Source organism: Cupriavidus sp. GW822-FHT06G04, assembly GCF_058799075.1.
The window spans coordinates 130,235-154,597 of sequence record NZ_JBXALD010000001.1; the positions used below are offsets into that span (position 1 = coordinate 130,235).

The following is a 24,363-nucleotide window of genomic DNA, read 5'->3' on the forward strand; positions in this document are numbered from 1 at the left end:
GCGGCCGCGCCGGCTTACTGGTTGAGGTCGATTTTGTACTTCGACAGATTCTTGCCGGACCCGTCGTCGGCGGCCAGCAGCGTGACGCCTGCCACGCCGCCTGCCACGGCCAGCGCCTGCACGCCCACCGCGGAACTGAACACCACGTCGCCGGCGGTGGCCACTTTGGTGAAGTGCCAGCTGCGCGCGCTGCCGTTGGTGGCGCGCGTCAACGCCCCGACGTTCTTGATGTACGAAATCAGCACGTCGCGGTTGGCATCGGGCGACGCGTAGACCGTCTTGGTGCCGTCGAGCCCCGGGAAGTTGCCGCCGCCGCTGGCGCGATAGTTGTTGGTCGCCACGATGAAGTTCATCGCGGACGTGACCGGCGCGCCCTGGTACGTCAGGTTCTTGATGCGGCTACCCACGGGCTGGGTCACATCGATCTCATACTGCATGTCCGGGTCAGTGAACATATCGAAGTTGTAGCCCGGGAAGGTGCTGATCAGCGGCTGCTCGGTGGTTTTTGCCGGATCGATCTGGTTGAACCGCTTGGCAGCCGTTTCCAGCCACGCCTTGACCTCGTCGCCATTGACCTTCACCGCGTACACGGTGTTCGGATACAGGTACAGGTCGGCCGCGTTGTTGATGGCCAGGTTGCCCGCGGCAACGTCGGTGTAGTCGTTACCGCCACCAAAGCCGCTCTTGAACGGCGCCGACACCGACAGCACCGGCAGCGACGCCAGCGCGGGCAGGTTGGCGGCGATGTAGTCCTTCACATACGCGGCCTGCGCCATGTTGACGATCTGGATCGCGCCGGGATCGCCCACATCGGCGAAATAGCTCGTCATGCGGTAGTTGGTCGAGCCGATCGGCGTCTTCACGTACTGGATGGTGGCCTGGTGCTCCGTGTCGATCGCGGGCGCGACGCTGGCGTCGGCCGCCACATAGGATTTGTCGGCGTTCTGGATCGAGCGCGCTTCGACCTTTGTATTGGCGCGGTCGACATTCCATTTCTTGCCGTCATGGTTCAGCGCCAGGTTGACGACGCCAAGATGCTTGCCCCAGTAGTTGGCCATGACCGTCGGCACGCCATTGACCGTGCCCTTGACCTTGTCGACGCCCGGCAGGTTGAATTGGCCTACCGTGCTGGCGGCATCGGGGAAGATCTGGTGCGAGTGGCCGATCAGCATGGCGTCGACGCCATCGACCTTCGACAGGTGATAGCTGCCGTTTTCCATCGTTGGCGAATAGGTCGAATTATCGAGTCCGCCGTGCGAGATCACCACGATCAGGTCGGCGCCCTTTGCGCGCATCTCGGGGATATATTTCTGCGCGGTTTCCACCACGCCTTCGGTGTAGACCTTGCCGTCGAGCCAGCGTTTGTCCCAGCTCAGGATCGCGGGCGGCGCAAAGCCGATGATGCCGACCTTGACCTGCGCGGACACAGGTTTGCCGTCGGGGCCCGTGGCGCTGAGCGTGCGGGTCAGGATCGCATACGGCTGGAACAGCGGCTGGCGCGTCTTGACGCTGTAGACGTTGGCCAGCACCTGAGGAAACTTCGGTCCGGCGCAGGTGGTTTGCGCGGCCGGCTCGGGCAGGCCGTCGACGTTGAAGCGGTTGCCAGTGACCTGGCTCAGATACTGCAGGCCATAGTTGAATTCGTGATTGCCGATGCCGCCGCCGTCATAGCTGGCCGCGTTCATCACCTTGTACATCGCCAGCGTTTCATTGCACGACACCGGCTTGACCAGCGCCTGGTAGTCGGACAGCGCCGTGCCCTGGATCGTGTCGCCGTTGTCGAGCAGCAGGCTGTTCGGGAATTCCTGGCGCGCCGCTTTGATCAGCGTGGACACGCGCTCGAAGCCCAGCGACTTGTCTTCGGCCAGCTTGAAGTAGTCATAGCTGAGGACGTTGGTGTGCAGGTCGGTGGTCTCCAGCAGCGCCAGGGTGGTCTTGGTGCCGGCGGCGATTTGGGCGGGCGTGCCGTTGCCGCTGTTATTGCCGCCGTTGCCGTTGTTGGCATTGTTGTCGTCGGAGCCGCAGGCAGCCAACGCCAACGCCGTTACGCCGGCCAGCGCGGCGATGCCCGCCGCGGTCCGGATGCGATGAAATTGCATGGTTCGGATTCCCTGTGATGTGTTTTTTGTTTGTCTGCCGCGCCTGCAATTGTGGGAATCCGCGATGGCAGGAAAGTGGCGAAACGGCGTCATTCTCGTGACAATCGTCACAATATGGCAAAAACCACATATTTATCGTCCGCATCGAACTTGCGGAATCAACGATGCTGACGCGCCGGCAACATCACGCACCGGTGAAGAACGGTATCCATTCGGCGAATTGACGCTGCGCTATATACGCGCTTATATTGCGAAGGTGCGCCCTTGTGCACGCCGCCCCGCGTGGCGCCCATCCCTCCGAACCTGCCTGCCTCCGTCATGAGCCTCCGTTCCCTGCCCCTGCTGCGTCGTGCCGCCTCCGCCGCCGCACTGGTCGCCCTGACGCTGGGCACGTCCTCGGCGTTTGCCGCCGATCTGGTGGTGTCGGCCGCCGCCAGCCTGACCAACGCCTTCAGGCAATTGGGCGAGCAATTCGAGCGTGCGCACCCGGATACCAAGGTCGTGCTCAACTTCGGCGCGTCCGACGTGCTGATGCAGCAGATCATCAAGGGCGCGCCGGCCGACGTGTTTGCGTCCGCCGATCAGAACGCGATGGACAAGGCCGAGGCCGAGAAGGTGGTGCAAGCGGCGACGCGCAAGGATTTCGCGGCCAATGCGATCGTGCTGATCGTGCCGCACGACAGCCGCCTCAATATCGCGACGCCAAAGGACCTGGCGCGCGCCGACGTCAAGCGCATCGCCTACGGCAATCCGGCCTCGGTGCCCGTGGGCCGTTACACCCGCGGCGCGCTGGAAGCGCAGGGCCTGTGGGACGCTGTGGCCGCCAAGGGCGTGCCCGCGCAGAACGTGCGCCAGGCGCTCGATTACGTCGCACGGGGCGAAGTCGACGCCGGCTTCGTGTTTGCCACCGACGCCGCCGTGATGGCCGACAAGGTCAAGGTAGCCGCCCGCGTGCCGACGACCACGCCGGTGACCTACCCGATCGCCGTCACTGCGCAATCGAAGCAGGCGCAGCAGGCCAACGCCTTCGTGCAATATGTGCTGTCGGCCGAAGGCCAGGCCACGCTGGCCCGCTTCGGCTTCCAGAAACCCTGAGTCTGATTGCCACACCGTTCGGGATGCCGCAAATGGACGCCGTCTGGGTACCGCTACTGCTGTCGCTGAAGGTTGCCGGATGCGCCACGCTGCTCAACGCGATCCTTGGCGTGGCGGCGGCCTTCGCGATCGCGCGCTGGCGCTCGTCGGCGCGCGATGTCGTCGATGCGCTGCTGACGCTGCCGCTGGTGCTGCCGCCGACCGTGCTGGGCTACTACCTGCTGGTGCTGGTGGGCCGGCGCGGTGTGTTCGGCGCGTGGCTGGAAAGCATCGGCATCGAACTGGTCTTCACGTGGCAAGGCGCGGTGCTGGCGTCCACAGTTGTGGCGTTTCCGCTGGTGCTCAAGTCGGCGCGCGCCGCATTCGAAGGCGTCGACCATCAACTGGAGAATGCCGCGCGCGTGCTGGGCATTTCCGAGGCCGGCATTTTCTTTCGGGTGACGTTGCCGATGGCAATGCCGGGCATCGTCGCCGGCGTACTGCTGGCCTTTGCGCGCGCGCTTGGCGAATTTGGCGCGACGCTGATGATCGCCGGTAATCTGCCGGGCCGCACGCAGACGCTGTCGGTTGCCATCTACGAAGCCGTGCAGGCCGGCAACGACGACACCGCCAATCTGCTGGTGCTGGTGACGTCGGTCACCTGCATCGTGCTGCTGGTGATTGCCGCGCGGCTGGTGCCGCCCACGCGGCGCGGCGATGGCTACGAGCGCCGCAGGTTCCGGCGCGAAGCCGCAGCGAGGTGAGATCGCCATGACCATGGAGATTTCCATTCGCAAGCGCATGGCATCGCAGGATCGTCATTTCGTGCTCGATATCGGCTTCGCTTCGGACAGCCGCCGCATCGCACTGTTCGGTCCATCGGGCGCGGGCAAGAGCCTGACGCTGCGCGCGATTGCGGGATTGATGGCACCGGACAGCGGACGCATCGTGCTGAATGGCCGCACGCTGTTCGACAGCGAAACCGGCATCGACGTGCGCCCGCAGGAACGCCGCGTCGCGTACCTGTTCCAGGATTACGCGCTGTTTCCGCATCTGACCGTGGCGCAAAACATTGCGTTTGGGCTCAGGCGCGGCTGGCGCAATCCTTCGCGACGTGGCTTGCCGCCCGAGGCCGCGCGCTGGGTCGATGCGTTTGGGCTCGGCGAGATCGTCGGGCAGTATCCGGCGCAGATATCGGGTGGACAGAAACAGCGCGTGGCGCTGGCGCGCGCACTGGTGGCGCGGCCCGATATCGTGCTGCTCGACGAACCGTTCTCGGCACTCGATCCCGCGCTGCGCGTGCGCATGCGTAACGAACTGCGCGCGTTGCAGGAAAGCCTGGACGTGCCGATGTTGATGATTTCGCACGATCCGCAGGACGTGGAAGTGCTGGGCGATCACGTACTGGAAATCCGCGACGGCCGCATCTTTGCCGGCGGACGCGAGCACCGGCACCCGCCGGTCTACGCCCAGCAGCCGGCGCGGATCGCCTGACCGGTCTCGCGCCGTATCCTCAAGCGCGGGCTTGCAGCAGATCGACGTAGGCGCCTTCGATCAGCGCGTCCGGCGCCACCCCGAGGTGCGCCATCAGCGCATGGGCCTCGGCCACGCCGGCATCGAGCGGCTCTCCGTCGCGCAGCACCACTTCGAGTTCCAGAAAATCGCCCAGCCCTTCCACGCGATCCAGGTGCACGCGCGTGCGCCCTACCAGGAAGAGCGTGCGCACCTTGCGAACGCGTCCGCCCGCGCCATGTGCGGCGGTCAACGCGGCGCGCAGCGTATCGGGCGACGCGGTGGGCGACAGGATGTAGAAACTTTCCTTCGGCCCTGCCTGGTCGGGGCGCGCATAGAAGATCAGTTCGCCGCGCGCGGCGCTGAAGGCGCGCAACTTCAGGCGTCCGTTCGGACACGGGAAAAACGTATCGTCCTGCTCGATGCGTTCGGGCCCTTGCGTGGCGATGGCCGCGGCGCGCGGCGTCAGTGACTCGACGCTGTCGATGCGCGCCTTGATTTCGATATTGCGCGCCATGTCAGATCATCGTGCCCAGGATCACGCTCGACGCCTTGAATATCGCCAGTGCGTGCACGCCCGGCTTGAGCTCCAGATCGTGCATCGCCGTGTTGGTGATGATGGCTGCCACAGTGCCGCCGCCATCGAGATCGAGTACGACCTCGGCACTGACGGCGCCCGGCGCGGTGCGCGCGACGGTGCCGGCCAGCTGGTTACGCGCCGATAGCCGCGTGCCCGGATCGGGCAGGCCAATCATCACCGACGACGCCTTGACCAGCGCGAACGCCTCGGCGCCCGGCGTCAGTTCCAGGGCCTCGACGCTTTCATGCGTCAGCGTGGAAACGATATGCTGCCCGCCGGCCAGCACCAGCGTGACCTCGTCATTGACTGCGCCGGGGCGCACGGTCTGCACACGGCCGAACAGCTTGTTGCGGGCACTGGTCTTGATCATGAGACGGTGGATCAGGTGGATATCGTCGACGTCGGCATCGGACATCGCGCTGCCGGCCTTTTCGAGCTGGGCGAGAAATCGTGCGTGCTCGGCTTCCATCGCGTGATACGTGCGGATCAGCCGCGCGGCGCGTGCGGTCAGCTTTGTACCGCCGCCGCCCTTGCCGCCTGCCACGCGCACCACCAGGGCCTCGCCCGCGCTGTTGTTCATCGCATCGATGGCATCCCACGCATGCTTGTAGCTGATGCCCACCGCGCGCGCGGCAGCTGTGATCGAGCCGTGCTCGCCGATGGCGGACAGCAGCGCGATGCGATCGCGGCCGCCCCAGTCCTGCTTGCCGGCGCGAAACCAGATGGCGCCCTGGAGTTCCAGCATGAGCTGACGTGTCCGAGAATGAAGATGCGGTATGGTACCGCGCTAGCTCTGGTGTGCGGGGATATACCAGCGCATGATGCTGCCGGCGAAGTATTGCTTGTCGAACTGCCGCAGCAGGCGCCACGCGGTGAACGGGTCCACCGCCAGATCCATCCATGCCCACGGATGGTTTGGATCGCCATCGCGCACGATCTCGACCGAATTGACCGGCGCATACTGTTTGAATTTTTCGCGCAGCATTTCCTCGGTCACATCTCGATGCAGCCCGCGAATCAGTACCTGCATTGCATCTCCTGTAGGGAAGTGCGGATGGCTGTATTGTAGGCCGCGCCGCGCATCGCGGCGGCCGGGCGATGCGGCTATCGCACGTTTCAGGCCATGATGTGCACGCCACCATCCACGTACACCGTATTGCCCGACACGCGGCGCGCGTACGGCGTTGCCAGATAGGCGGTAGCGAACCCGACGTCCATGATGTCGACCAGTTCGCCCAGCGGCGACCGCCCCGCCGCTTCGGCCAGCAGCAGATCGAAATCCTTGAGGCCCGACGCGGCGCGCGTCTTCAGCGGCCCCGGCGAGATGGCATGCACGCGGATGCCTTGGGGCCCGAGTTCATGGGCCAGATACCGGCAACTTGCCTCGAGCGCCGCCTTGACCGGGCCCATCAGGTCGTAGTTCGGCACTACGCGGTTGGCGCCGTCATAGCTCATCGCGAACAGCGTGCCGCCTTGCGTCATCAGCGGCGCCGCGCGGCGCGCCATGCGGATGAAGGAATGACACGAGACGTCCATCGCGCGTGCAAAGCCCTGCGCCGAGGAATTCAGCAGGCCGCCCTGCAGGTCGGCCTTCGGCGCAAACGCCACCGAATGCACGACCGAATCGAGCCGGCCCCACGTTTGCGCGATATGCGCGAACAGCGCGTCCATCTGCGCGTCGTCCTCGACATTGAGCGGCATCAGGATCGGCGCGCCGATCTGCGCGGCCAGCGGCGCCACGTGCGGGTACGCCTTGTCGTTCAGGTAGGTCAGCGCCACTTCGGCGCCGAGTTCATGAAAAGCGCGCGCGCAGCCCCACGCGATCGAATCCTCGTTGGCAACGCCCACCACCAGCACGCGGGCGCCGCGCAGCGGCGGGTTGGGTACTTGCACCATGGGAAGCCTCCGATTGCGATGACGGCGCACCCGCGTATAAGCCGGCGACGCCGTGTCGGCAGGCGCGCCGCGTTGCAGCACGCCTGCCGGTGGAACAACTGCTGCATGTCCTTGCTGGATGTGCAGGGACGATGGGTCAGGCTTCGGCCTGCGGGCTTGCACGTCCGTTGCCGTGATCGGTGCCCAGGACCTCCGCGACTTCGCGATAGCGCGCCAGCCACTCGTCATCGAGCGGCCCGCCCACCGTCAGCACACGATGCGCCAGCACCATGATGCGGCGCCGCTCCTTCATGTCGGGCACGATATCGGGCAGCGCCTTGAGCGCGGCGTCGGGATCGAGGCTGACGACATAGCTCTGCCTGCGCACGGCATCCTTGAACTGCGCCAGCGTGATGCGCTTTTCGGGCGGGTTCTCACGCGCGAGTTTGCGCAGCAGATTGAAGGGACGTTCCTCGATGGCCGATCGCCCCTGCGTGACGTAAGACAGGATCCGCAGGAACGCGTCGAGCGACGTGCCGGAACCGATATGCCGCAGCGCCTCGCGCTGGCGCAGTTCGGCCACTTCCTTGCGCAGCGCGCTGATGGCCGGGGATTCGGCGCGCTTGGGCCGGTCCGTCATGCCCAGCATCGCCGGCAGCCACGGATTGGCGTAGAGCGCTTCGAACGTGCGCTCCTGCCATGCGTCGCGCGCGTCGCGATACTGGTCGAGCGAGCGCACGATCTGGTCCGACACGGCCTGTTGCATCGCCAGGAACGGATTGTCCGGCGAGACCGGCTGGCGGGCCTCGCGCACCGCCGGCGCCATCGCGGCAACCCACTGCATCCACGGATTGGTGTCGCTGGCGAGCGACCGCTCGAGCCGCGACGGGTGGATCGCCCGCACCGCTTCCGCGGTGGTTTCGTTGGACAGCGCGCGGACCACCGGCGAGGCGAATGTGTCGTACAGATGCTGGTTGATCTCGGCCACGCGGCGCACGACTTCGAACGGCTGCTCGTCGGCGCGGCCGTCGTCGAGCGACAGGATATCGTCGATGGTGCGCCGTTCGAAGCGCACCAGATAGCGCCCTTCCAGCAGATCGCGGTGCGGCGCGTCGGGCGCGACGTCCTCGATCTTTGCCTCGTAGAGACCCGGCGGCAGCACATCGATCAAGTCCAGCGCGCTGAACAGTTCGGAGTGTTCCTTGTTGGCCACGCTGCCGGAAACGAAGATGCCCAGGTGGCCGATCGACGGATGCAAGCAGTAGACGATGGTCTGGTCATTGGCGACGAGTTCGTCGACGCTGGCGTACAGATCGGGAATCCAGTTCAGCGCCTGCTGCGGCGGCGTGATGTTGTCACCCCAGGACGCAAACACGATCACCGGCGAGCGCACATTACGCAGATCGATCACGGTCCGGCCATCGTCGCTGCGTACCTCGCCGGCGGTCAGATGATTGCCGACGAACAGGTTCTGCACGATCCAGTCGATCTCGGCGCGGTTCATCAGGAAGTGGCCGCCCCACCAGCGTTCGAATTCCAGGAAGCGCGGCCCTTCGGTATCGGCCTTCGCATAGACGTTGTAGAGCTTTTCCCACAGCGTGTTGGAGGGATTAAGCTTTTCGAAATTCTGCACCAGCCACGCGCCGTCGAAGCGGCCGTTGCCCATGTCCGCGGCCAGCGACGACAGCCACGTGCCGCCGAGCAGCCCGCCGGAATAGCGCATCGGATTCTTGCCGCGCACGCCCGACCAATACGCTACCGGCGCGCCGGCCAGCAGGATCGGGCCAGTGACATCGGGCGCGGCGGCCGCGAGCATCAGCAGCGCCCAGCCGGCCTGACAATTGCCGACGACGAACGGCTTGCCCGGCGCATCGGGATGGCGTGCTGCCACGGTGCGCAGAAATTTGCCTTCGGTGCGCGCCACGTCCTCGATCGTCTGGCCCGGACACGGGTCGCGGAAGAACGTGATGAAGTAGCACGGATGTCCGGTGCGGATGGCGTTGCCGATTTCGCTGTCGGCCTTGAAGCCGCCAATGCCGGGGCCATGGCCCGCGCGCGGATCCATCACCACGAACGGCCGCTTGGCGATATCGGTGGGAAATTCCGGCGATGGCACGATCCGCAGCAGCGCGTAGTTGACGGGCTTCGGCAGGTCGCGGCCATCGATCAGCATTTCGTATTCGAACGCGAGCACCGGCGGCATGCCGCTGCGTTCATGCTCGGCGGTTTCGTTGCCGCGCTGGCGCAGGATGTCGAGAAACAGGATCGACCGTTGCCACGCATCGACGCCGTATTCCCACGCGGCCTGCGCCAGCGGTGTCGCGGGCACGGGCGGAAACGCGGCAAACGGGAACGCCGGCCATGCCGGCGATGAGCCCGGGGCGCTGCTGGTATCGCTGGTATCGCTGGTGTTGCTGGTGTTTGTACTGCCGGTGGGATTGGAGGCGTGTGGGGCGCCCTGGTCAGGGCCGGACCCTGTCACAGGTTGACGTGCATTCATTTCCGTTTCTCCCGATGGATTGGCGGAGCGAGCAGGGGATGCAGTGTCACCAAGAGAAAATGGCTTGCTGCGACGCAACAGACAAAAATCTACCAGTGTCCGGGCAGCATGACAACCGAAGTTACCGAACGGCGGCTGACGGCGCCGAATATGACACTTCCCAAGCCGACACCGCGCCGCGGGCGTTCGCCTATACTTTCCCGGCACGATTGCGCAACGCAGCATCCGCCTGCCCTGCGGCGGATGCGGATAACCTGGATTCCACGCATGCAACCCACGCCGACACCCCCGACCGCCGACAAATACGCCATTCTGCTGGGACGCTGCGAAGGCTTGCCGCCGATCCCCACCGCAGTGGCGCACCCGTGTGACTATTCATCGCTGGACGGCGCACTGGAGGCCGCGCGGCTGGGCCTGATCGTGCCGATCCTGGTTGGGCCCGCGGCACGTATCCGCGCCGTGGCGCAAGAGCACGGCCTGGCACTTGGCGACAGCGTGATCATCGACGCGCCCCACAGCCATGCCTCGGCTGAAGCCGCGGTCGAAGCGGTGCGCACGGGCCAGGCGGAACTGCTGATGAAGGGCAGCCTGCATAGCGACGAGCTGCTCCACGCGGTCACGCGCAGCACCAGCGGCCTGCGCACCGCGCGGCGCCTGTCGCATGTGTTTGCCATGGATGTGCCGAGCTACCACAAGCCGTTGTTCATCACCGACGCGGCGGTCAACATCTTTCCCACGCTCAACGAAAAAGCGGACATCGTGCGCAACGCCATCGACCTGCTGCACGTGCTTGGCATCGAGCGCCCCAAGGTGGCAATCCTGTCCGCGGTGGAAACCGTGACCGACAAAATCCCGTCGACCATCGACGCTGCCGCGCTGTGCATGATGAGCCTGCGCGGACAGATCGAAGGCGGCCTTCTCGATGGCCCGCTGGCGTTCGACAACGCCATCAGCAGGGCGGCGGCCGATACCAAGGGCATCAAGTCCGAAGTGGCGGGCGACCCCGACATTCTGCTGGTGCCCGATCTGGAAGCCGGCAACATGCTGGCCAAGCAGCTGACGTTTCTGGCCGGCGCGGAGGCCGCGGGCATCGTGCTAGGCGCGCGCGTGCCGATCATCCTGACCAGCCGCGCCGACAGCGTGCGCGCGCGCATCGGCAGTTGCGCCATCGCCGTATTGCTGGCGCACGCGCGCCGCATCGGCGACGCCACCGCTACCGTCTGAAGAGCGAACAAGGAGAGTTGCGCGTGGCCACTTTGCATCCCGTCATTCTTGTCGTTAACGCCGGTTCGTCCAGCGTCAAGGTGTCTGTCTACATGGTGCCGGATTCCGCGCACGACAACGCCGACATCCAGCCCGCGCTGGCCGCCCACGGCCAGATCGAAGGCATTGGCGTGGCGCCGCGCCTGGTGGCGCGCATGGCCGATGGCCGCACCGTCGCCGACGAGTCGTTTCCGGTCGAACAGGTCGCCGATCACGATGCGGCATTCCGGCTGATCCGCCTCACGCTGAGCATCGGCCTGCGCGACACGCCGCCGGTGGCGATCGGGCATCGCGTGGTACACGGCGGCGCCGATTTTGCCGACGCGGTGCGCATCGACGACGCGGTCATCGAGAAGCTCGAAGCGCTGGTACCGCTGGCGCCGCTGCATCAGCCGCACAACCTGACGGCGATCCGCGCAATCCGCGGGGCGGTGCCCGACCTGCTGCAGGTGGCGTGCTTCGATACCGCGTTTCACGCGGGCCACGATCCGCTGGCGCAGCTGATGGCGCTGCCGTACGAATTTTACGAGCGTGGCATCCGGCGCTACGGATTCCACGGCCTGTCGTACGCCTATATCGCGCGGCAGCTTGGACAGGTGGCGCCCGACGTGGCCGATGGCCGCGTGATCGTCGCGCATCTGGGCAACGGCGCGAGCCTGTGCGCGATGCGCGGCGGCAAGAGTGTGGAATCGACCATGGGGCTGACCGCGCTGGACGGCATGCCGATGGGCACGCGCTGCGGCTCGATCGATCCCGGCGCGGTGTTGTGGCTGGCCGCGCAGGGCATGAGCGCCGACGAGATCCAGTCGATGCTGTACGGCCAATCGGGCCTCAAAGGCATTTCCGGAATCAGCAGCGACATGCGCGCGCTGCTGGCCAGCGACGCGTTGCGTGCGCGGCTGGCCGTCGATTTCTACGCGTACCGCGCCGCACAGGAAATCGGCAAGCTGGCGGTCACGCTGGGCGGGCTCGACGCGTTGGTCTTCACAGCCGGCATTGGCGCCAATTCGCCCCAGGTGCGCGCGCGCATCTGCGCGCAGTTGACCGGCCTGTTCGGAATCGTGATCGATGAGGCGGCCAACAACGCCAACCGGCAACTTGTCAGCCACGCCAATTCGCGCGTGCCGGTCTGGGCACTGCAGACCGACGAGGAAGGGATGATCGCGCTGTCGACCGCGCGGATCCTGCGCGACAACGGCGGACTATAGCGACATCTGGCGCATCCTTTCACCGCGTGGCGGCTGCAAAAGGGGCAAGGTGCTTGCGCAGCCGCGCGTTTACGCTTCCAGGTAGTGCGCGCGCAGACGCCCGATATCGACGCCGAGTTGCCCGGTGACAAAACGTTCGACGCCGCCGTAGGCACGCTCCATCGCATCCATCGACGCTTCCAGATACTCCGGCCGCACCTCGAGCAACGGCCGCATCGCATCGGCCGACACACCGGCCTGCGACATACCCGCGAGGATCCTGTCGTTGAAGCGCTGGTTCCAGTGATTCGATTCCAGATAGTTCGCCACGATGTCGTCCTGCTTCACGCCCAGCGCGGCGAGCAGCAGCAGCGTGGCAAAGCCGGTGCGGTCCTTGCCCGCCGTGCAGTGGTAGTACAGCGTCTGGCCGGCCTCGGCGTGACGCATGAACGTGCCGAACGCATCGCGGTAGCGCATCGGGAAATCGCGGTACACGTCGAGCATGAAACCGTGCATTTGCGCGGCGTTGCTTTCGCGCAGGCGCGGCATCAGCACATCCATCGCCATGGAGCCGTCCAGCACGGGCACCGCCAGCCAGCGGAAGCGCTCGCCGAAGCCGGCCTCGTCCGGCGACTTCTCTCCCGGTGATCGAAAGTCCACCACGATGTCAAGGCCAAGCGCGTGGAGTTTGTCCAGATCGGCAGCGCAGCCCAGCGCCGGATTGGCGCTGCGATACAACTTGCGGCGTTTGACCTGACGTCCGTCAAATCCGATCAACCCGCCCAGGTCCCGCGCGTTGACGATGGTCTCCAGTGCCAGGCACGTCCGCATGTCCGGCTTCATTGACTTGTCATTATCTGTTTGCATATCTCTCAGGCGTACTGTCGTGCACGCGTACGAAAACGTTCAGCATTGGCGTCAATTATTTCAGATCGTTCCGTCGGCGGGCACCCTGCGTCGGCGGATGTCCCGCGAACCGTTGCTACGACTGAAACAAGCCATTTAGCTTGACAAATATCGATGCCAACGCGAATTGATCCAGGACAATTCCAAACCGCTCATCACCTTGGCAGCACCCCCGTCGGCTTCACATAATGCCCGTATGTCGAACGCGGCGACCCTGCGTCGCGACACGTCCGACAGAGTGTTCCACACAAGGGATGTCAAGCATGTCCGATAACACCTCGCCTGCCCCACCCGGCAGCGCCACAGCGGCAATCGCCGCGCCCGCCACCCCCAAGTTGCGCATTCACTGGGGCCTGTATCTTGCAGTGGCCGTCCTGATCGGCGCGCTGATGATCCCACTGCCGGCCGATCTGCCCGTTGCCGGTCACCGCATGCTGGCGATCCTCGCCTTCGCCGTGGTCGTGTGGATCACCGAAGCGGTGACCTACGAAACCAGCGCCATCATGATCACGTCGTTGATGGCGGCGCTGATCGGCTTCGCGCCGATGGTCAACGACCCCGACACGATGTACGGCACGTCGCGCGCGCTTGGCATGGCGCTGGCCGGATTCTCCAACACCGCGCTCGCGCTGGTGGCCGCCGCGCTGTTCATTTCGGCGGCAATGACCGTGACCGGGCTGGACCGGCGCATCGCACTGGTCACGCTGTCGGCAATCGGCACCAGCACACGGCGCATCCTGATCGGCACCATCGCGGTGACGATCATCCTGAGCCTCGTGGTGCCCAGCGCGACGGCGCGCAGCGCCTGTACCGTGCCGATCATGATGGGCGTGATCGCCGCGTTCGGCGTCGACAAGAAATCCAATATCGCGGCGGGCATCATGATCATGGTGGCGCAGGCCACCAGCGTCTGGAACGTCGGCATCCAGACCGCCGCCGCACAGAATCTGCTGACCGCAGGCTTCATGGACAAGCTGCTTGGCGAACGTGTCACGTGGCTGCAATGGCTGATCGCCGGCGCGCCGTGGGCCATCGTGATGTCGGTGGTGCTGTACTTCCTGGTGCGGTGGCTGCTGCCGCCCGAGACCGACGCCATCGCCGGCGGCAAGGAAGCCGTGGAGCGCGAACTCGCCGCGCTGGGTCCGATGACCGGCCCGCAAAAGCGCCTGGCCGCAGTGGCCATCGGCCTGCTGCTGTTCTGGGCCACCGAAGGCAAGCTCCATGCATTCGACACCGCCACCATCACCTTCGTGGGCCTGGTGATCCTGATGATGCCGCGCATCGGCGTGATGGACTGGAAGACGATGCAGCAACGCACGCCATGGGGCACGCTGATCGTGTTCGGCGTCGGCATCAGCCTCGGCTCCGCGCTGCTGACCACGCAGGCCGGACAGTGGCTCGGAAAGTTCGTCGTCACGCATTCCGGTCTGGCCAACCACGGCACGATCCTGATCTTCGCCATTCTGGCGGCCTTCCTGATCCTGATTCATCTGGGCTTTGCCAGCGCCACGGCGCTGACGGCCGCGCTGCTGCCGATCCTGATCTCGGTGCTGCAAACGCTGCCAGGCGACATCAACAAGATCGGCATGACGATGCTGCTGGGCTACACGGTCAGCTTCGGCTTCATCCTGCCAATCAATGCGCCGCAGAACATGGTCTGCCTGGGCACCGATACCTTCAACGGCAAGCAATTCGCGCGAATCGGTATCCCGGTCACGATCATCGGCTACCTGCTTATGCTGGTGTTTGCCAGCACGTACTGGCGTTGGCTCGGCTGGATCTGACCAACGACCGCACCGCTGCCGCCGCTCGACCCTCTATCAACCCGACCCGGATCGACAACGCCCGGAAAGACGCCCCTGCCATGAAATTATCGCTCAATAGCGCGCGCAGCTTCGCGCGCGACATCCTGGTCGCCCAGCAGGTGCCGGCCGACATCGCCGACGATGTGGCCGAGCATCTGGTTGAAGCCGACCGCTGCGGCTATATCAGCCACGGCCTGTCGATCCTGCCCAACTATCGCCGCGCCATCGTCGGCAACAACGTCAACCCGGAAGGCCGCGCCGAATGCGTGCTCGACCGCGACATGATGATGGTGTTCGACGGCCACGGCGGTTTTGGCCAACATGTCGGCAAGACCGTGATGCAGCAGGCCATCGAGCGCGTGCGCCAGCATGGCCATTGCATTGTCACGCTGCGCAAGTCGCACCATCTGGGCCGCATGGGCCACTATGGCGAAATGGTGGCCAACGCCGGTTTTGTCCTGCTGAGCTTTACCAACGTGATCAACCGGCCGCCCGTGGTGGCGCCCTACGGCGGGCGCGTGCCACGCCTCACCACCAACCCGCTCTGCTTTGCCGGACCGATGCCGAATGGCCGGCCGCCGCTGGTAGTCGACATCGCGACGAGCGCCATCGCCATCAACAAGGCGCGCGTGCTGGCCGAGAAAGGCGAGCCCGCGCCCGAGCACAGCATCATCGACGCCGATGGACACCCGACTACCGACGCATCGGTCATGTTCGGCGATCATCCGGGGTCGCTGCTGCCGTTCGGCCTGCACAAGGGCTATGCGCTCGGCGTAGTGGCCGAACTGCTGGCTGGCGTGCTGTCCGGCGGGGGTACGATCCAGCCCGAAAACCCGCGCGGTGGCGTGGCCACCAACAATCTGTTCGGCGTGCTGCTGAACCCCGAGTTCGATCTTGGCCTGAACTGGGAGCGCGGCGAGGTCGAGGCTTTCATCAAATACCTGCACGACACGCCGACCGCCCCGGGCTTCGATCAGGTGCAATATCCCGGCGAATACGAAGCCGCCAACCGCGCGGCGGCATCGACGCATCTGGAGATCAACGCGAATATCTGGCGCAACCTCGAGGCGCTGGCGAAAGATCTTGGAGTGGATGCGCCAGCGGCGTAGGGCCATTTCGGGAAGCCGAATGCCTGAAACGGCGCACGCATGGTCGTGGCGTTTATCGATCCACGCGATGGATTCCCGACGATCGCTGTTTGACCGATTTAGTCACTGATATCGCCACGTTCGCCATGCAATCCGAAACGCAAACGGCCGATCTCATCGAGCTTCGGACAGGGTGAGTGGTTCCGCTGGCAATGGGCGCACCGTCGCGTGCGCCGTCATGCTTTCGGGCGCCGAGATCGCAACGATCTGGCGTGGCAGCAAATATCCGCCACCATCGATGCGGATAAAACCGGCGCGTGAATCATGCACATACCGATCGAAGAATCGGATCAGATTCGCGGACAGTTCGGGCGGATTCAACCACGCCTTCCAGTACGCCAGTTCATCTGCGGAGAGCGGTTCGTTTGTCACGCGTCGCCCGCCCGCCGTCTCGATCGTGCGCAGGTATTCGCTGCGGTCGGTGTTCCAGAGCCGGGTCAGATAGGAACGCCAGTTCATCGTATCGGCCTCGACCTTCAGGCGTCCGTGGTACTGCTGGATTCTTTGCAGTGATTCCTGGATTTCGGGATCCGTCGAACACATGTTCTCGTACAGCTCGCACGGCGCGTGGCCAAAGCGCACCTTCAGCCAGCCATAGAAGAGACGCATGTGCCGAAAGACCTGATCCTCGATCCCGCTGCATCGGCCAATCGTGGCCATGTATTCATCGAACAACGTTTTGAGCTCTTCGTCGTATTCGAAGAGCTCAGCTGTGGTTTTCGCCAGATCCGTGGGCGGTGTGAATGGCACCCCGCACATGACCGCCTCCAGCCGCATGCGGTTCAGCGCGAGGCGGCCGAGCAGATCAGATCGACCCTGCTCATTGGGACGATAACCGCCGCCAATATCCGAGTGCACACCGGGAAAGACCAGCTCGTCGCAGCTTGCGGCTGTATCGCCCACCGGCGTCAGCGGGAAACAGGCACGCAGTTCGTGGCCCGAGACAATATGGCAGCAGCGCTCGACCTGTTCGGGAATATGCACAAGCATGTCGCTCAGGTTGTGCGCGGGCAGGCCCACCGATTCCACCGTGTCGAATAGTCCGAGAAAGCGGATATGGAGCGGCGCGGACTCTCCGTCCAGTGCGGTCCCACACGGCCAGTGCGGCACACCATCCTTCATCGTGCATTTGGCAAGCAGCCGGTTGACGAACGCGCGTGCCAACGTCGCACCGCGCGAGAAACCGAATACGGCGATGTCGATGCGGGTGACTCGGTGGTTGGCGGTCAAAGCAAAGCGCAGATTCTCCTCAGCCATTGTCAAGCGACTATCCCAGCCCAACCCCGCGCCGCCACCTAGCACTTCGCTGTCGCGCAGCTTTTCCCACCAGGTCGGATCGCTCGCATTGAGCGGCGTCCCGACGCCAGGGTAGTAAAATCGATAAACAAGAGGCTGGTCGTCTGCAATATGCCCTTCATACAATCGCGCTACGTTGGACAATTTATTCAGTGGTCTATCGATATCACGATTATTTCCGGTCCCGTCGAAAAAGAAGCTGAACCAAGGCTGCTCCTCGCAGGTCGCGCATGCCTCGAAGTCTCCGTCGTACAGTCCGATCATGGTTTCAACCGTCCTCGCAAACGACTCGTGGGAGTCTGTGAACCAGTCCTGCATCTTTATTCTCCTTTTTTTCGCATAACACGTTGACCTGAAAACAACTTGTCGACGCGTGGGCTCGGCAACCCGCCAGCTTCGCCGCGATCAGGAATAAGCTCCGCCTCTACCTCGTGCTCTGAGAAAAATCTGACCAATAGGATGTTGTAAGCATCTTTCTTTTTTGGCATTGCGCCCATGACCACGACATCGCGGCTGTACGTCCTCCACAGCGCCTCTTCTTCCCGACGCCCGCCCACACGCCAGACCACCTTGACGGTCTGGCCAACGCCCGGCATTAAGCCGCAGCAGATGTCCCCCGCCGAAGTCCCTCTTCTCGAAAATTCACTGACCTGAATGCCGCTTACCCCAGTGCGCTTCCCGTCTGCAGTCAAAATCGAGAAGTCATAGATAAAGTCCTCGGTGTAGTTCGCGGCCCACCCTGCTGCCTCTACCCAGCCGCGAGGTTGCCCGCTTGCACACCCGCCCAACATCGCCAGCCAAACCGCCACTGCGATCGCCTTGATGAATCTCCTCATGCATCTCCTTTTCTTGTGTAATTGACTCCAGAGTCGTGGGAGTCTGTGAACCAGTCCTGCATCTTTATTCCCCTTTCTGGCGCATCACGCGCGGGCCTGTAAAGAACAGCTTGTCGACACGTGGATATCTCGCGCCGCGGGGATCGTCTCCCGGAATAAATTCGGCCTCCACTTCATGGTCTGGGAAAAATCTCACGATCAGATAGCTGTGCCGGCTTGCGTTCCTCGAGACTTGTCCCGTGACAACGACGACCCGTTCATACGTTCTCCACTGCGATTTGTCCTCCTGACGCCCACCCACACGCCAGACCACCTTGACGGTCTGACCCACACCCGGCATAAAGCTGCAGCAGATGTGGCCTCCGGAGGTTCCCCTTCTCGAAAATTCACTAACCTGAGTGCCGCTAACCCCTGTACGTTTCCCGTCTGCAGTCAAAATCGAGAAGTCATAGATAAAGTCCTCGGTGTAGTTCGCAGCCCAAGCTGCGGCCTCCACCCAATCGCGGGGTTGCCCGATGGCACACCCGCCCACCATCACCAGCCAAACCGCCACTGCGATCGCCTTGATAAATCCCGTCATGCGTCTCCCTTTGCGTAAGTTCATTTCAGAAACCAAGAATGCTTTTCGTTGCGCACACATCGAACGCCTGACATAGCGAAGCAGGCGGAGCAATGGGGATTCGGGATCTTCTTGCGTTTCGTTTCCAGCCGTCGTTGGCTTTGGTCAAGAACAATGGCCAGCGCCGGCGGATGCAGCGTGGGGCAATGCTGCGCAAGGCGCGTGCGTGACGGCTTGCGGTGGGATGCGCGGGCAGGTCGTCGCCCGGATATCGGAAGGAGGCTTCGCGTGGGAAGCGGAGATCATGGTCGTCATCCCAACCAGTGGGCGACGTCCGACGACGATGGCACAATACGCGCCATGCAACGTCTCTGGTCCGCCTTCGTCAAGGTCGTGCTGCTCGCAGTGGTGGGCGGCGCGCTGCTGATTTCGTTTGCCGTGCTGATGGCCAGCCGGCAGTTGCCGTCGCTCGATGCGCTGATGGCGTTCCGGCAATCGCCGGGCTACGTGCAGCTCGACAAATTTCCGCACACGCTGCCCGAAGCCGTGGTCGCCATCGAGGACGATCGCTTCTATCTGCACGATGGCGTCGACTACGTGGGCGTGATGCGCGCCGGCATCGCCAATCTGTCGGACGATCTCTCGCAGGGCGCGTCGACCATCACCATGCAGGTGGCGCGCAACTTCTTCTTGTCCCGGCAGAAGACCTACACGCGCAAGCTCTACGAAATCCTGCTGGCGTACCGCATCGAGAAGGCCCTGAGCAAGGACCAGATCCTCGAGCTTTATCTGAACAAGATTTACCTGGGCCAGGGCGCCTACGGATTTGCCGAGGCGGCCGACACCTATTTCGGCAAGCCGGTCGACCAACTGACGCTGGCCGAATGCGCGATGCTGGCCGGGTTGCCCAAGGCACCGTCGGCCAATAACCCCGTGGTCAATCCGCGCCGCGCGCGGCAGCGGCAGACGTACATCCTGCTGCGGATGATGGAACTGGGCCGCATCACGCGCGCGCAGTACGACAGCGCGTTGCTGGAACCATTACGTCTGCGCTGAGCGACTAGGTCCGCTCGCGTTTTGCCGCGCCGCGGCATGACGGCGTGTCAGCGGACGCCCGACTGCGCGGTCCCGATATGGCGTGCTAGCCTGCCAGCCATCGGCACAGGACAGCCGGGGAGACAAGCCATGGAAGGACTCTGGGGCGATATCTACGGCACGCTGCGTGCCGAATTTGCGGACGTGCCCGACGTCAAGGAACTGACGCGCCTGCTGCTGCGCCTTTCCCTGGCGATCGTGCTTGGGGGATTGATTGGCTACGAGCGCGAGGCCGCCGGCAAGCCGGCTGGCCTGCGCACGCACATGCTGGTGGCAATGGGCACGGCGCTGTTCGTGCTGGTGCCGCTGCAGGCCGGCGTGCCGCTGGTCGACATGAGCCGCGTCCTGCAGGGACTGATATCGGGCATCGGCTTTCTGGGCGCGGGCGCCATTATCAAGCTCGACAGCGAAAAGGATGTGCGCGGACTGACCACAGCCGCCAGCATCTGGACAGTGGCAGCCATCGGCGTGGCCTGCGGGATGGGCCGCGAAAGCACCGCGGTGATCGCCACGCTGTTCGGCCTGGCGATCCTGCAGCTGCTCTATCGCGTGAAAAAACGGTGATGTCCGCGATAAAGCCAGCAATCAAGCGGCGGCAGGCTGCGCTACCTCGAGCTTCGCGCGGTGCCGCGCCACGGCGTGCAGCACGATGGCGTCGAGCCCTTCGCCACCCGTTTGGTCGATGTGCGCCAGAAACGCGCGGCGCATGCGCGGTTCCCAGAACTTCTTGATGTGGCCGGCGATGTCGGCCAGCGCTTCGTCTCGGTCGGGCATCGCCTCGAAGAAGCCGCCAATCTGGTTGGCCATCTTGACCAGGTTTTCGATATGCATGGCGGACCCTATGCGATGTGAAGTCGTTGGGAATGGGTGTAGACCACCAGCGTGCCCCCGCGCACAAAGCCGGCGAGCGTCACGCCGGCTGCATCCGCCAGGCGCACGGCCATAGCGGTCGGTCCGGACACGGCCGCCAGCACGCCCGCGCCAATTGCCGCGGTCTTCTGCACCATTTCATAGCTCGCGCGGCTGGTGACGATCACCGCGCCTTGACCGATATCTTCGTGCGCGCCGCGCGCCAGTGCGCCGGCCAGCTTGTCCAGCGCGTTGTGACGGCCGACATCTTCGCGCACCAGGGCGATCTCGCCGTCGGCGCGCATCCAGGCCGCCGCGTGCGTGGCGCCCGTGTCGCGCAGCAACGCCTGCCGCCTGTGCAGCGTGGCGAATGCCTGTTCGAACAGGCTCGGATCGAACGCCACCGCGCTGTGCACCGGCGCAGGCGTGCGCATGACCTCATCGAGCGATTCGGTGCCGCACAAGCCGCAGCCGGTGCGCCCGGCCAGAGCGCGGCGGCGTCCCTTGAGCCCCACGAATGATTCCGTTGCGATTTCCACCTTGACCGTAATGCCCTGCGCGCCCGGCTCGACGTCGATGCCGTAAATGTCACTCACGCGCCCGACAATGCCCTCGCTGAGGCTGAAGCCGATGGCGAAGTCTTCCAGGTCCGCCGGCGTGGCCAGCATCACCGCATGCGAGATGCCGTTGAATTCCAGCGCCACCGGCACTTCCTCGGCCAGATGGTCCACCTCGCTGGCCACCGCGCCGTGTCGCCAGCGCTTGACGGCGAAGGTGCGCTGCGCCGGCACCTCGCCGGTGCCTGCCGCGCTGTCTGGAGATGGCACATCACGCTTCATGACTTGATCCTCGGTCTTTGCGGCTAGCCCGCCGACGCGGTTTCGCCGGCCGCGCGCAGCAGCGCAAGCTGCTCCTCGTTGAATGCCTGATAGTTGCGCTGCCAGGTCGATGGCTGGGCCACGGGCATCACCTGGACCGCCGTCACCTTGTATTCGGGACAGTTGGTGGCCCAGTCCGAATTATCGGTGGTAATCACGTTGGCGCCGGACTCCGGAAAGTGGAATGTCGTGTACACCACGCCCGGTTGCATGCGCTGGCTCACGATCGCGCGCAGCACCGTTTCGCCGGCGCGGCTTTGCACGCCGACCCAGTCGCCATCCTTGATGCCACGCTCCTCGGCGTCGTGCGGATGGATTTCCAGGCGGTCCTCGTCGTGCCAGTGCACATTGTGAGTGCGCCGCGTCTGCGCGCCAACGTTGTACTGCGACAGGATACGCCCGGTGGTCAGGATCAGCGGATACTTGCGATTGACCTTTTCGTCGGTGGCCACGTACTTGGTGATGATGAACTTGCCCTTGCCGCGCACGAACGCGTCGACGTGCATGGTCGGCGTGCCTTGCGGCGCCTCGGCGTTGCAAGGCCACTGGATGCTGCCCAGCGCGTCGAGCTTTTCGTAGCTGACGCCCGCGAACGTCGGCGTCAGGCGCGCGATCTCGTCCATGATCTCGGACGGATGCCGATACGACATCGGATAGCCGAGCGCATTGGACAACAGGATCGTCGCTTCCCAGTCCGAATAGCCGGCCTTCGGCGGCATCACCTTGCGCACGCGCGAAATGCGGCGCTCCGCATTGGTGAACGTGCCGTCCTTTTCCAGGAACGACGAACCCGGCAGGAACACGTGCGCATACTTGGCAGTCTCGTTCAGGAAGATGTCCTGCACGACGATGCATTCCATCGACGACAGCGCCGCCGCCACGTGCTGCGTGTTCGGATCGGACTGGACGATATCCTCGCCCTGGCAATACAGCCCCTTGAACGTGCCGCTGATGGCCGCATCGAACATGTTCGGGATGCGCAGGCCCGGCTCGGGATTGATGTCGACGCCCCATGCCGCCTCGAAGCTGCCGCGCACGGTGGAATCGGACACGTGCCGGTAGCCTGGCAGCTCGTGCGGGAACGAGCCGATATCGCACGAGCCCTGCACGTTGTTCTGGCCGCGCAGCGGATTCACGCCCACCCCTTCGCGGCCGATATTGCCGGTGGCCATCGCCAGGTTGGCGATGCCCATCACGGTGGTCGATCCCTGCGCGTGCTCGGTCACGCCCAGCCCGTAGTAGATCGCCGCATTGCCGCCCGTGGCGTAAAGCCGCGCGGCGCCGCGCAGCGCATCGGCCGGCACACCCGTCACGGCTTCCATTGCCTCGGGCGAATTCTCTGGCAGCGAGACAAAATCGCGCCACTGCTGGAAGGCGCGGTCCTCGCAGCGCTGTGCGATAAACGCTTCGTCGAGCAGCCCTTCGGTAACGATCACATGCGCCATGGCGCTGACCAGCGCGACATTGGTGCCCGGACGCAACTGCAGGTGATAGTCGGCGCGGATATGCGGCGAGTCGACCAGATCGATCTGGCGCGGATCGACCACGATCAGCTTTGCCCCGGCGCGCAGGCGGCGCTTCATGCGCGATGCAAACACCGGGTGGCCGTCGGTCGGGTTGGCGCCAATGACCATGATCACGTCGGCCTTGGCCACCGAGCGGAAGGTCTGCGTGCCAGCCGATTCGCCCAGCGTGGTCTTCAGGCCGTAGCCGGTCGGCGAATGGCAGACGCGCGCGCAGGTGTCGACGTTATTGTTGCCGAACGCCGCGCGCACCAGCTTCTGCACCAGATATCCTTCCTCGTTGGTGCAGCGCGACGACACGATGCCGCCAATCGAATCCTTGCCGTGCTCGGCCTGGATGCGCTTGAACTGCGACGCCGCATAGCCGATCGCCTCTTCCCACGACACCTCGCGCCACGGGTCGGTGATCCGGGCGCGGATCATCGGCTTCAGGATGCGGTCCTTGTGGGTCGCATAGCCCCAGGCAAAGCGCCCTTTCACGCAGGCGTGGCCCTCGTTGGCGGCGCCGTCCTTGTAGGGCACCATGCGTACCACTTCGTTGCCCTTCATCTCGGCCTTGAACGAACAGCCCACGCCGCAATAGGCGCAGGTCGTCACCGTGCTGTGCGTGGCTTGGCCAAGCTGGATCACCGAGGTCTCGGTCAGCGTGGCGGTCGGGCACGCCTGCACGCATGCGCCGCACGAGACGCAATCCGATTCCATGAACGGCTGGCTGGTGCCCGCCGCCACGCGCGAATCGAAGCCGCGGCCGCTGATGGTCAGCGCGAATGTGCCCTGGGTTTCCTCGCAGGCGCGCACGCAGCGGTTGCACACGATGCACTTGGACGGATCGTAGGTGAAGTACGGATTCGATTCGTCCTTCTTCATCTGCGTGTGCGTGGCGATCGGCGCGGCGCCGCCCGCGCCATCCGCATAGCGCACCTCGCGCAGGCCCACCACGCCGGCCATGTCCTGCAGCTCGCAGTTGCCGTTGGTCGGGCACGTCAGGCAGTCGAGCGGGTGATCGGAGATGTACAGCTCCATCACGCCGCGGCGCAGATCGCCAAGCTTGCCACTTTGCGTGCGCACCTTCATGCCCGCTTCGACGGGCGTGGTGCACGACGCCGGATACCCGCGACGCCCCTCGATTTCCACCAGGCACAAGCGGCACGAGCCGAACGGCTCCAGCGAATCGGTGGCGCAAAGCTTGGGCACGCCGATGCCGGCCTCGGCGGCGGCGCGCATCACCGACGTGCCGGCGGGCACGGTCACGGACACCCCATCAATTTCCAGCGTTACCTGCGTATCGGCATCGCTGGCTGGCGTGCCGTAGTCAAAATCGTCGCGAGCGTTCACGGACGTCTCCCGTCATGCACTGCTGTGAGGATGCGCACCCCTG

22 protein-coding genes are annotated in these 24,363 nt (G+C 64.6%); 9 read left to right on the top strand and 13 right to left on the bottom strand.

Annotation, left to right across the window (positions count from 1 at the left end; all coding sequences use genetic code 11):
• Positions 1 to 14 precede the first annotated feature (14 nt).
• On the bottom strand, positions 15 to 2,099 hold the full coding sequence (locus AC1RKI_RS00580; protein ID WP_341248629.1) for a bifunctional 2',3'-cyclic-nucleotide 2'-phosphodiesterase/3'-nucleotidase: 2,085 nt from the start codon (positions 2,097 to 2,099) through the stop codon (positions 15 to 17).
• A 318-nt stretch (positions 2,100 to 2,417) separates the two neighbouring features.
• On the opposite strand from AC1RKI_RS00580, the gene modA reads away from it, so the two are divergent.
• Genes modA through AC1RKI_RS00595 form a run of 3 tightly spaced genes read left to right on the top strand, consistent with a single transcriptional unit; the run spans position 2,418 to position 4,667 of the window.
• On the top strand, positions 2,418 to 3,194 hold the full coding sequence (modA, locus tag AC1RKI_RS00585; RefSeq protein ID WP_492794244.1) for a molybdate ABC transporter substrate-binding protein: 777 nt from the start codon (positions 2,418 to 2,420) through the stop codon (positions 3,192 to 3,194).
• A 32-nt stretch (positions 3,195 to 3,226) separates the two neighbouring features.
• Entirely contained in the window at positions 3,227 to 3,937 is a 711-nt protein-coding gene (modB, locus tag AC1RKI_RS00590) for a molybdate ABC transporter permease subunit (RefSeq protein WP_061956775.1), read from the top strand.
• Positions 3,938 to 3,944: 7 nt separating this feature from the next.
• Complete coding sequence (locus AC1RKI_RS00595) at positions 3,945 to 4,667, top strand: ATP-binding cassette domain-containing protein (RefSeq protein WP_492794242.1); 723 nt, start codon at positions 3,945 to 3,947, stop codon at positions 4,665 to 4,667.
• 19 nt (positions 4,668 to 4,686) lie between these two features.
• Here AC1RKI_RS00595 and AC1RKI_RS00600 read toward each other — a convergent pair whose 3' ends face one another.
• From AC1RKI_RS00600 to AC1RKI_RS00620, 5 genes are all read right to left on the bottom strand, one after another.
• Positions 4,687 to 5,202 (bottom strand): class IV adenylate cyclase, encoded by a 516-nt coding sequence (locus AC1RKI_RS00600; RefSeq protein ID WP_492794240.1) that lies wholly within the window; start codon positions 5,200 to 5,202, stop codon positions 4,687 to 4,689.
• Position 5,203: 1 nt separating this feature from the next.
• Positions 5,204 to 6,010: a TOBE domain-containing protein gene (locus tag AC1RKI_RS00605; RefSeq protein WP_492794238.1), complete on the bottom strand. Its 807-nt coding sequence runs from the start codon at positions 6,008 to 6,010 to the stop codon at positions 5,204 to 5,206.
• 42 nt (positions 6,011 to 6,052) lie between these two features.
• A complete protein-coding gene (locus AC1RKI_RS00610) occupies positions 6,053 to 6,295 on the bottom strand; it encodes an RNA recognition motif domain-containing protein (protein ID WP_061956762.1) in 243 nt (80 codons plus the stop codon).
• 86 nt (positions 6,296 to 6,381) lie between these two features.
• Positions 6,382 to 7,161: an enoyl-ACP reductase FabI gene (gene fabI / locus AC1RKI_RS00615; protein ID WP_061956760.1), complete on the bottom strand. Its 780-nt coding sequence runs from the start codon at positions 7,159 to 7,161 to the stop codon at positions 6,382 to 6,384.
• Between the two features lie 136 nt (positions 7,162 to 7,297).
• The gene (locus AC1RKI_RS00620) at positions 7,298 to 9,640 is read right to left on the bottom strand and encodes a DUF3141 domain-containing protein (RefSeq protein WP_492794235.1); all 2,343 of its coding nucleotides are present in this window, start codon (positions 9,638 to 9,640) and stop codon (positions 7,298 to 7,300) included.
• Between the two features lie 267 nt (positions 9,641 to 9,907).
• Between AC1RKI_RS00620 and AC1RKI_RS00625 the strand changes: the two genes are divergently transcribed.
• Together AC1RKI_RS00625 and AC1RKI_RS00630 are read left to right on the top strand one after the other, a co-directional pair.
• Entirely contained in the window at positions 9,908 to 10,864 is a 957-nt protein-coding gene (locus AC1RKI_RS00625) for a phosphate acetyltransferase (protein WP_492794233.1), read from the top strand.
• A gap of 23 nt (positions 10,865 to 10,887) precedes the next feature.
• Positions 10,888 to 12,111 (top strand): acetate/propionate family kinase, encoded by a 1,224-nt coding sequence (locus AC1RKI_RS00630; protein ID WP_150979482.1) that lies wholly within the window; start codon positions 10,888 to 10,890, stop codon positions 12,109 to 12,111.
• 69 nt (positions 12,112 to 12,180) lie between these two features.
• Here the strand turns inward: AC1RKI_RS00630 and AC1RKI_RS00635 are convergent, their stop codons facing one another.
• A complete protein-coding gene (locus tag AC1RKI_RS00635) occupies positions 12,181 to 12,933 on the bottom strand; it encodes a tyrosine-protein phosphatase (RefSeq protein ID WP_325169624.1) in 753 nt (250 codons plus the stop codon).
• A gap of 326 nt (positions 12,934 to 13,259) precedes the next feature.
• On the opposite strand from AC1RKI_RS00635, the gene AC1RKI_RS00640 reads away from it, so the two are divergent.
• Complete coding sequence (locus AC1RKI_RS00640; protein ID WP_061956754.1) at positions 13,260 to 14,780, top strand: DASS family sodium-coupled anion symporter; 1,521 nt, start codon at positions 13,260 to 13,262, stop codon at positions 14,778 to 14,780.
• Between the two features lie 80 nt (positions 14,781 to 14,860).
• Positions 14,861 to 15,910, top strand: a complete 1,050-nt coding sequence (locus tag AC1RKI_RS00645; RefSeq protein ID WP_227460036.1) for an Ldh family oxidoreductase — start codon at positions 14,861 to 14,863, stop codon at positions 15,908 to 15,910.
• A gap of 153 nt (positions 15,911 to 16,063) precedes the next feature.
• On the opposite strand, the gene AC1RKI_RS00650 is transcribed toward AC1RKI_RS00645, so the two are convergent.
• The 3 genes from AC1RKI_RS00650 to AC1RKI_RS00660 form a co-directional block, all read right to left on the bottom strand.
• Positions 16,064 to 17,563 carry a T6SS phospholipase effector Tle1-like catalytic domain-containing protein gene (locus AC1RKI_RS00650; protein WP_492794229.1) on the bottom strand — a complete coding sequence of 500 codons (1,500 nt, stop codon included), beginning with the start codon at positions 17,561 to 17,563 and terminating at the stop codon, positions 16,064 to 16,066.
• A 2-nt stretch (positions 17,564 to 17,565) separates the two neighbouring features.
• Positions 17,566 to 18,081: a DUF3304 domain-containing protein gene (locus AC1RKI_RS00655; protein ID WP_492794227.1), complete on the bottom strand. Its 516-nt coding sequence runs from the start codon at positions 18,079 to 18,081 to the stop codon at positions 17,566 to 17,568.
• Between the two features lie 64 nt (positions 18,082 to 18,145).
• A complete protein-coding gene (locus AC1RKI_RS00660) occupies positions 18,146 to 18,661 on the bottom strand; it encodes a DUF3304 domain-containing protein (protein ID WP_492794225.1) in 516 nt (171 codons plus the stop codon).
• Positions 18,662 to 19,000: 339 nt separating this feature from the next.
• Between AC1RKI_RS00660 and AC1RKI_RS00665 the strand changes: the two genes are divergently transcribed.
• Both AC1RKI_RS00665 and AC1RKI_RS00670 read left to right on the top strand, forming a co-directional pair.
• Entirely contained in the window at positions 19,001 to 19,696 is a 696-nt protein-coding gene (locus tag AC1RKI_RS00665) for a transglycosylase domain-containing protein (protein ID WP_150982165.1), read from the top strand.
• A 129-nt stretch (positions 19,697 to 19,825) separates the two neighbouring features.
• On the top strand, positions 19,826 to 20,299 hold the full coding sequence (locus AC1RKI_RS00670) for an MgtC/SapB family protein (protein WP_061960029.1): 474 nt from the start codon (positions 19,826 to 19,828) through the stop codon (positions 20,297 to 20,299).
• Between the two features lie 21 nt (positions 20,300 to 20,320).
• On the opposite strand, the gene AC1RKI_RS00675 is transcribed toward AC1RKI_RS00670, so the two are convergent.
• The 3 genes from AC1RKI_RS00675 to fdhF are packed head-to-tail and all read right to left on the bottom strand — an operon-like array spanning position 20,321 to position 24,320.
• Positions 20,321 to 20,566, bottom strand: coding sequence for a formate dehydrogenase subunit delta (locus AC1RKI_RS00675; RefSeq protein ID WP_492794222.1), 246 nt, complete (start codon positions 20,564 to 20,566; stop codon positions 20,321 to 20,323).
• Between the two features lie 8 nt (positions 20,567 to 20,574).
• Complete coding sequence (fdhD, locus tag AC1RKI_RS00680; protein WP_061960027.1) at positions 20,575 to 21,423, bottom strand: formate dehydrogenase accessory sulfurtransferase FdhD; 849 nt, start codon at positions 21,421 to 21,423, stop codon at positions 20,575 to 20,577.
• A 23-nt stretch (positions 21,424 to 21,446) separates the two neighbouring features.
• On the bottom strand, positions 21,447 to 24,320 hold the full coding sequence (gene fdhF / locus AC1RKI_RS00685) for a formate dehydrogenase subunit alpha (RefSeq protein ID WP_150982167.1): 2,874 nt from the start codon (positions 24,318 to 24,320) through the stop codon (positions 21,447 to 21,449).
• Positions 24,321 to 24,363 lie beyond the last annotated feature (43 nt).

Bases quoted from the DNA above. Each gene is read 5' to 3' on its own strand.
- AC1RKI_RS00580 (WP_341248629.1), bottom strand. From the start codon at position 2,099: ATGCAATTTCATCGCATCCGGACCGCGGCGGGCATCGCCGCGCTGGCC.
- modA (WP_492794244.1), top strand. From the start codon at position 2,418: ATGAGCCTCCGTTCCCTGCCCCTGCTGCGTCGTGCCGCCTCCGCCGCC.
- modB (WP_061956775.1), top strand. From the start codon at position 3,227: ATGGACGCCGTCTGGGTACCGCTACTGCTGTCGCTGAAGGTTGCCGGA.
- AC1RKI_RS00595 (WP_492794242.1), top strand. From the start codon at position 3,945: ATGACCATGGAGATTTCCATTCGCAAGCGCATGGCATCGCAGGATCGT.
- AC1RKI_RS00600 (WP_492794240.1), bottom strand. From the start codon at position 5,202: ATGGCGCGCAATATCGAAATCAAGGCGCGCATCGACAGCGTCGAGTCA.
- AC1RKI_RS00605 (WP_492794238.1), bottom strand. From the start codon at position 6,010: ATGCTGGAACTCCAGGGCGCCATCTGGTTTCGCGCCGGCAAGCAGGAC.
- AC1RKI_RS00610 (WP_061956762.1), bottom strand. From the start codon at position 6,295: ATGCAGGTACTGATTCGCGGGCTGCATCGAGATGTGACCGAGGAAATG.
- fabI (WP_061956760.1), bottom strand. From the start codon at position 7,161: ATGGTGCAAGTACCCAACCCGCCGCTGCGCGGCGCCCGCGTGCTGGTG.
- AC1RKI_RS00620 (WP_492794235.1), bottom strand. From the start codon at position 9,640: ATGAATGCACGTCAACCTGTGACAGGGTCCGGCCCTGACCAGGGCGCC.
- AC1RKI_RS00625 (WP_492794233.1), top strand. From the start codon at position 9,908: ATGCAACCCACGCCGACACCCCCGACCGCCGACAAATACGCCATTCTG.
- AC1RKI_RS00635 (WP_325169624.1), bottom strand. From the start codon at position 12,933: ATGAAGCCGGACATGCGGACGTGCCTGGCACTGGAGACCATCGTCAAC.
- AC1RKI_RS00640 (WP_061956754.1), top strand. From the start codon at position 13,260: ATGTCCGATAACACCTCGCCTGCCCCACCCGGCAGCGCCACAGCGGCA.
- AC1RKI_RS00645 (WP_227460036.1), top strand. From the start codon at position 14,861: ATGAAATTATCGCTCAATAGCGCGCGCAGCTTCGCGCGCGACATCCTG.
- AC1RKI_RS00650 (WP_492794229.1), bottom strand. From the start codon at position 17,563: ATGCAGGACTGGTTCACAGACTCCCACGAGTCGTTTGCGAGGACGGTT.
- AC1RKI_RS00655 (WP_492794227.1), bottom strand. From the start codon at position 18,081: ATGAGGAGATTCATCAAGGCGATCGCAGTGGCGGTTTGGCTGGCGATG.
- AC1RKI_RS00660 (WP_492794225.1), bottom strand. From the start codon at position 18,661: ATGACGGGATTTATCAAGGCGATCGCAGTGGCGGTTTGGCTGGTGATG.
- AC1RKI_RS00665 (WP_150982165.1), top strand. From the start codon at position 19,001: ATGCAACGTCTCTGGTCCGCCTTCGTCAAGGTCGTGCTGCTCGCAGTG.
- AC1RKI_RS00670 (WP_061960029.1), top strand. From the start codon at position 19,826: ATGGAAGGACTCTGGGGCGATATCTACGGCACGCTGCGTGCCGAATTT.
- AC1RKI_RS00675 (WP_492794222.1), bottom strand. From the start codon at position 20,566: ATGCATATCGAAAACCTGGTCAAGATGGCCAACCAGATTGGCGGCTTC.
- fdhD (WP_061960027.1), bottom strand. From the start codon at position 21,423: ATGAAGCGTGATGTGCCATCTCCAGACAGCGCGGCAGGCACCGGCGAG.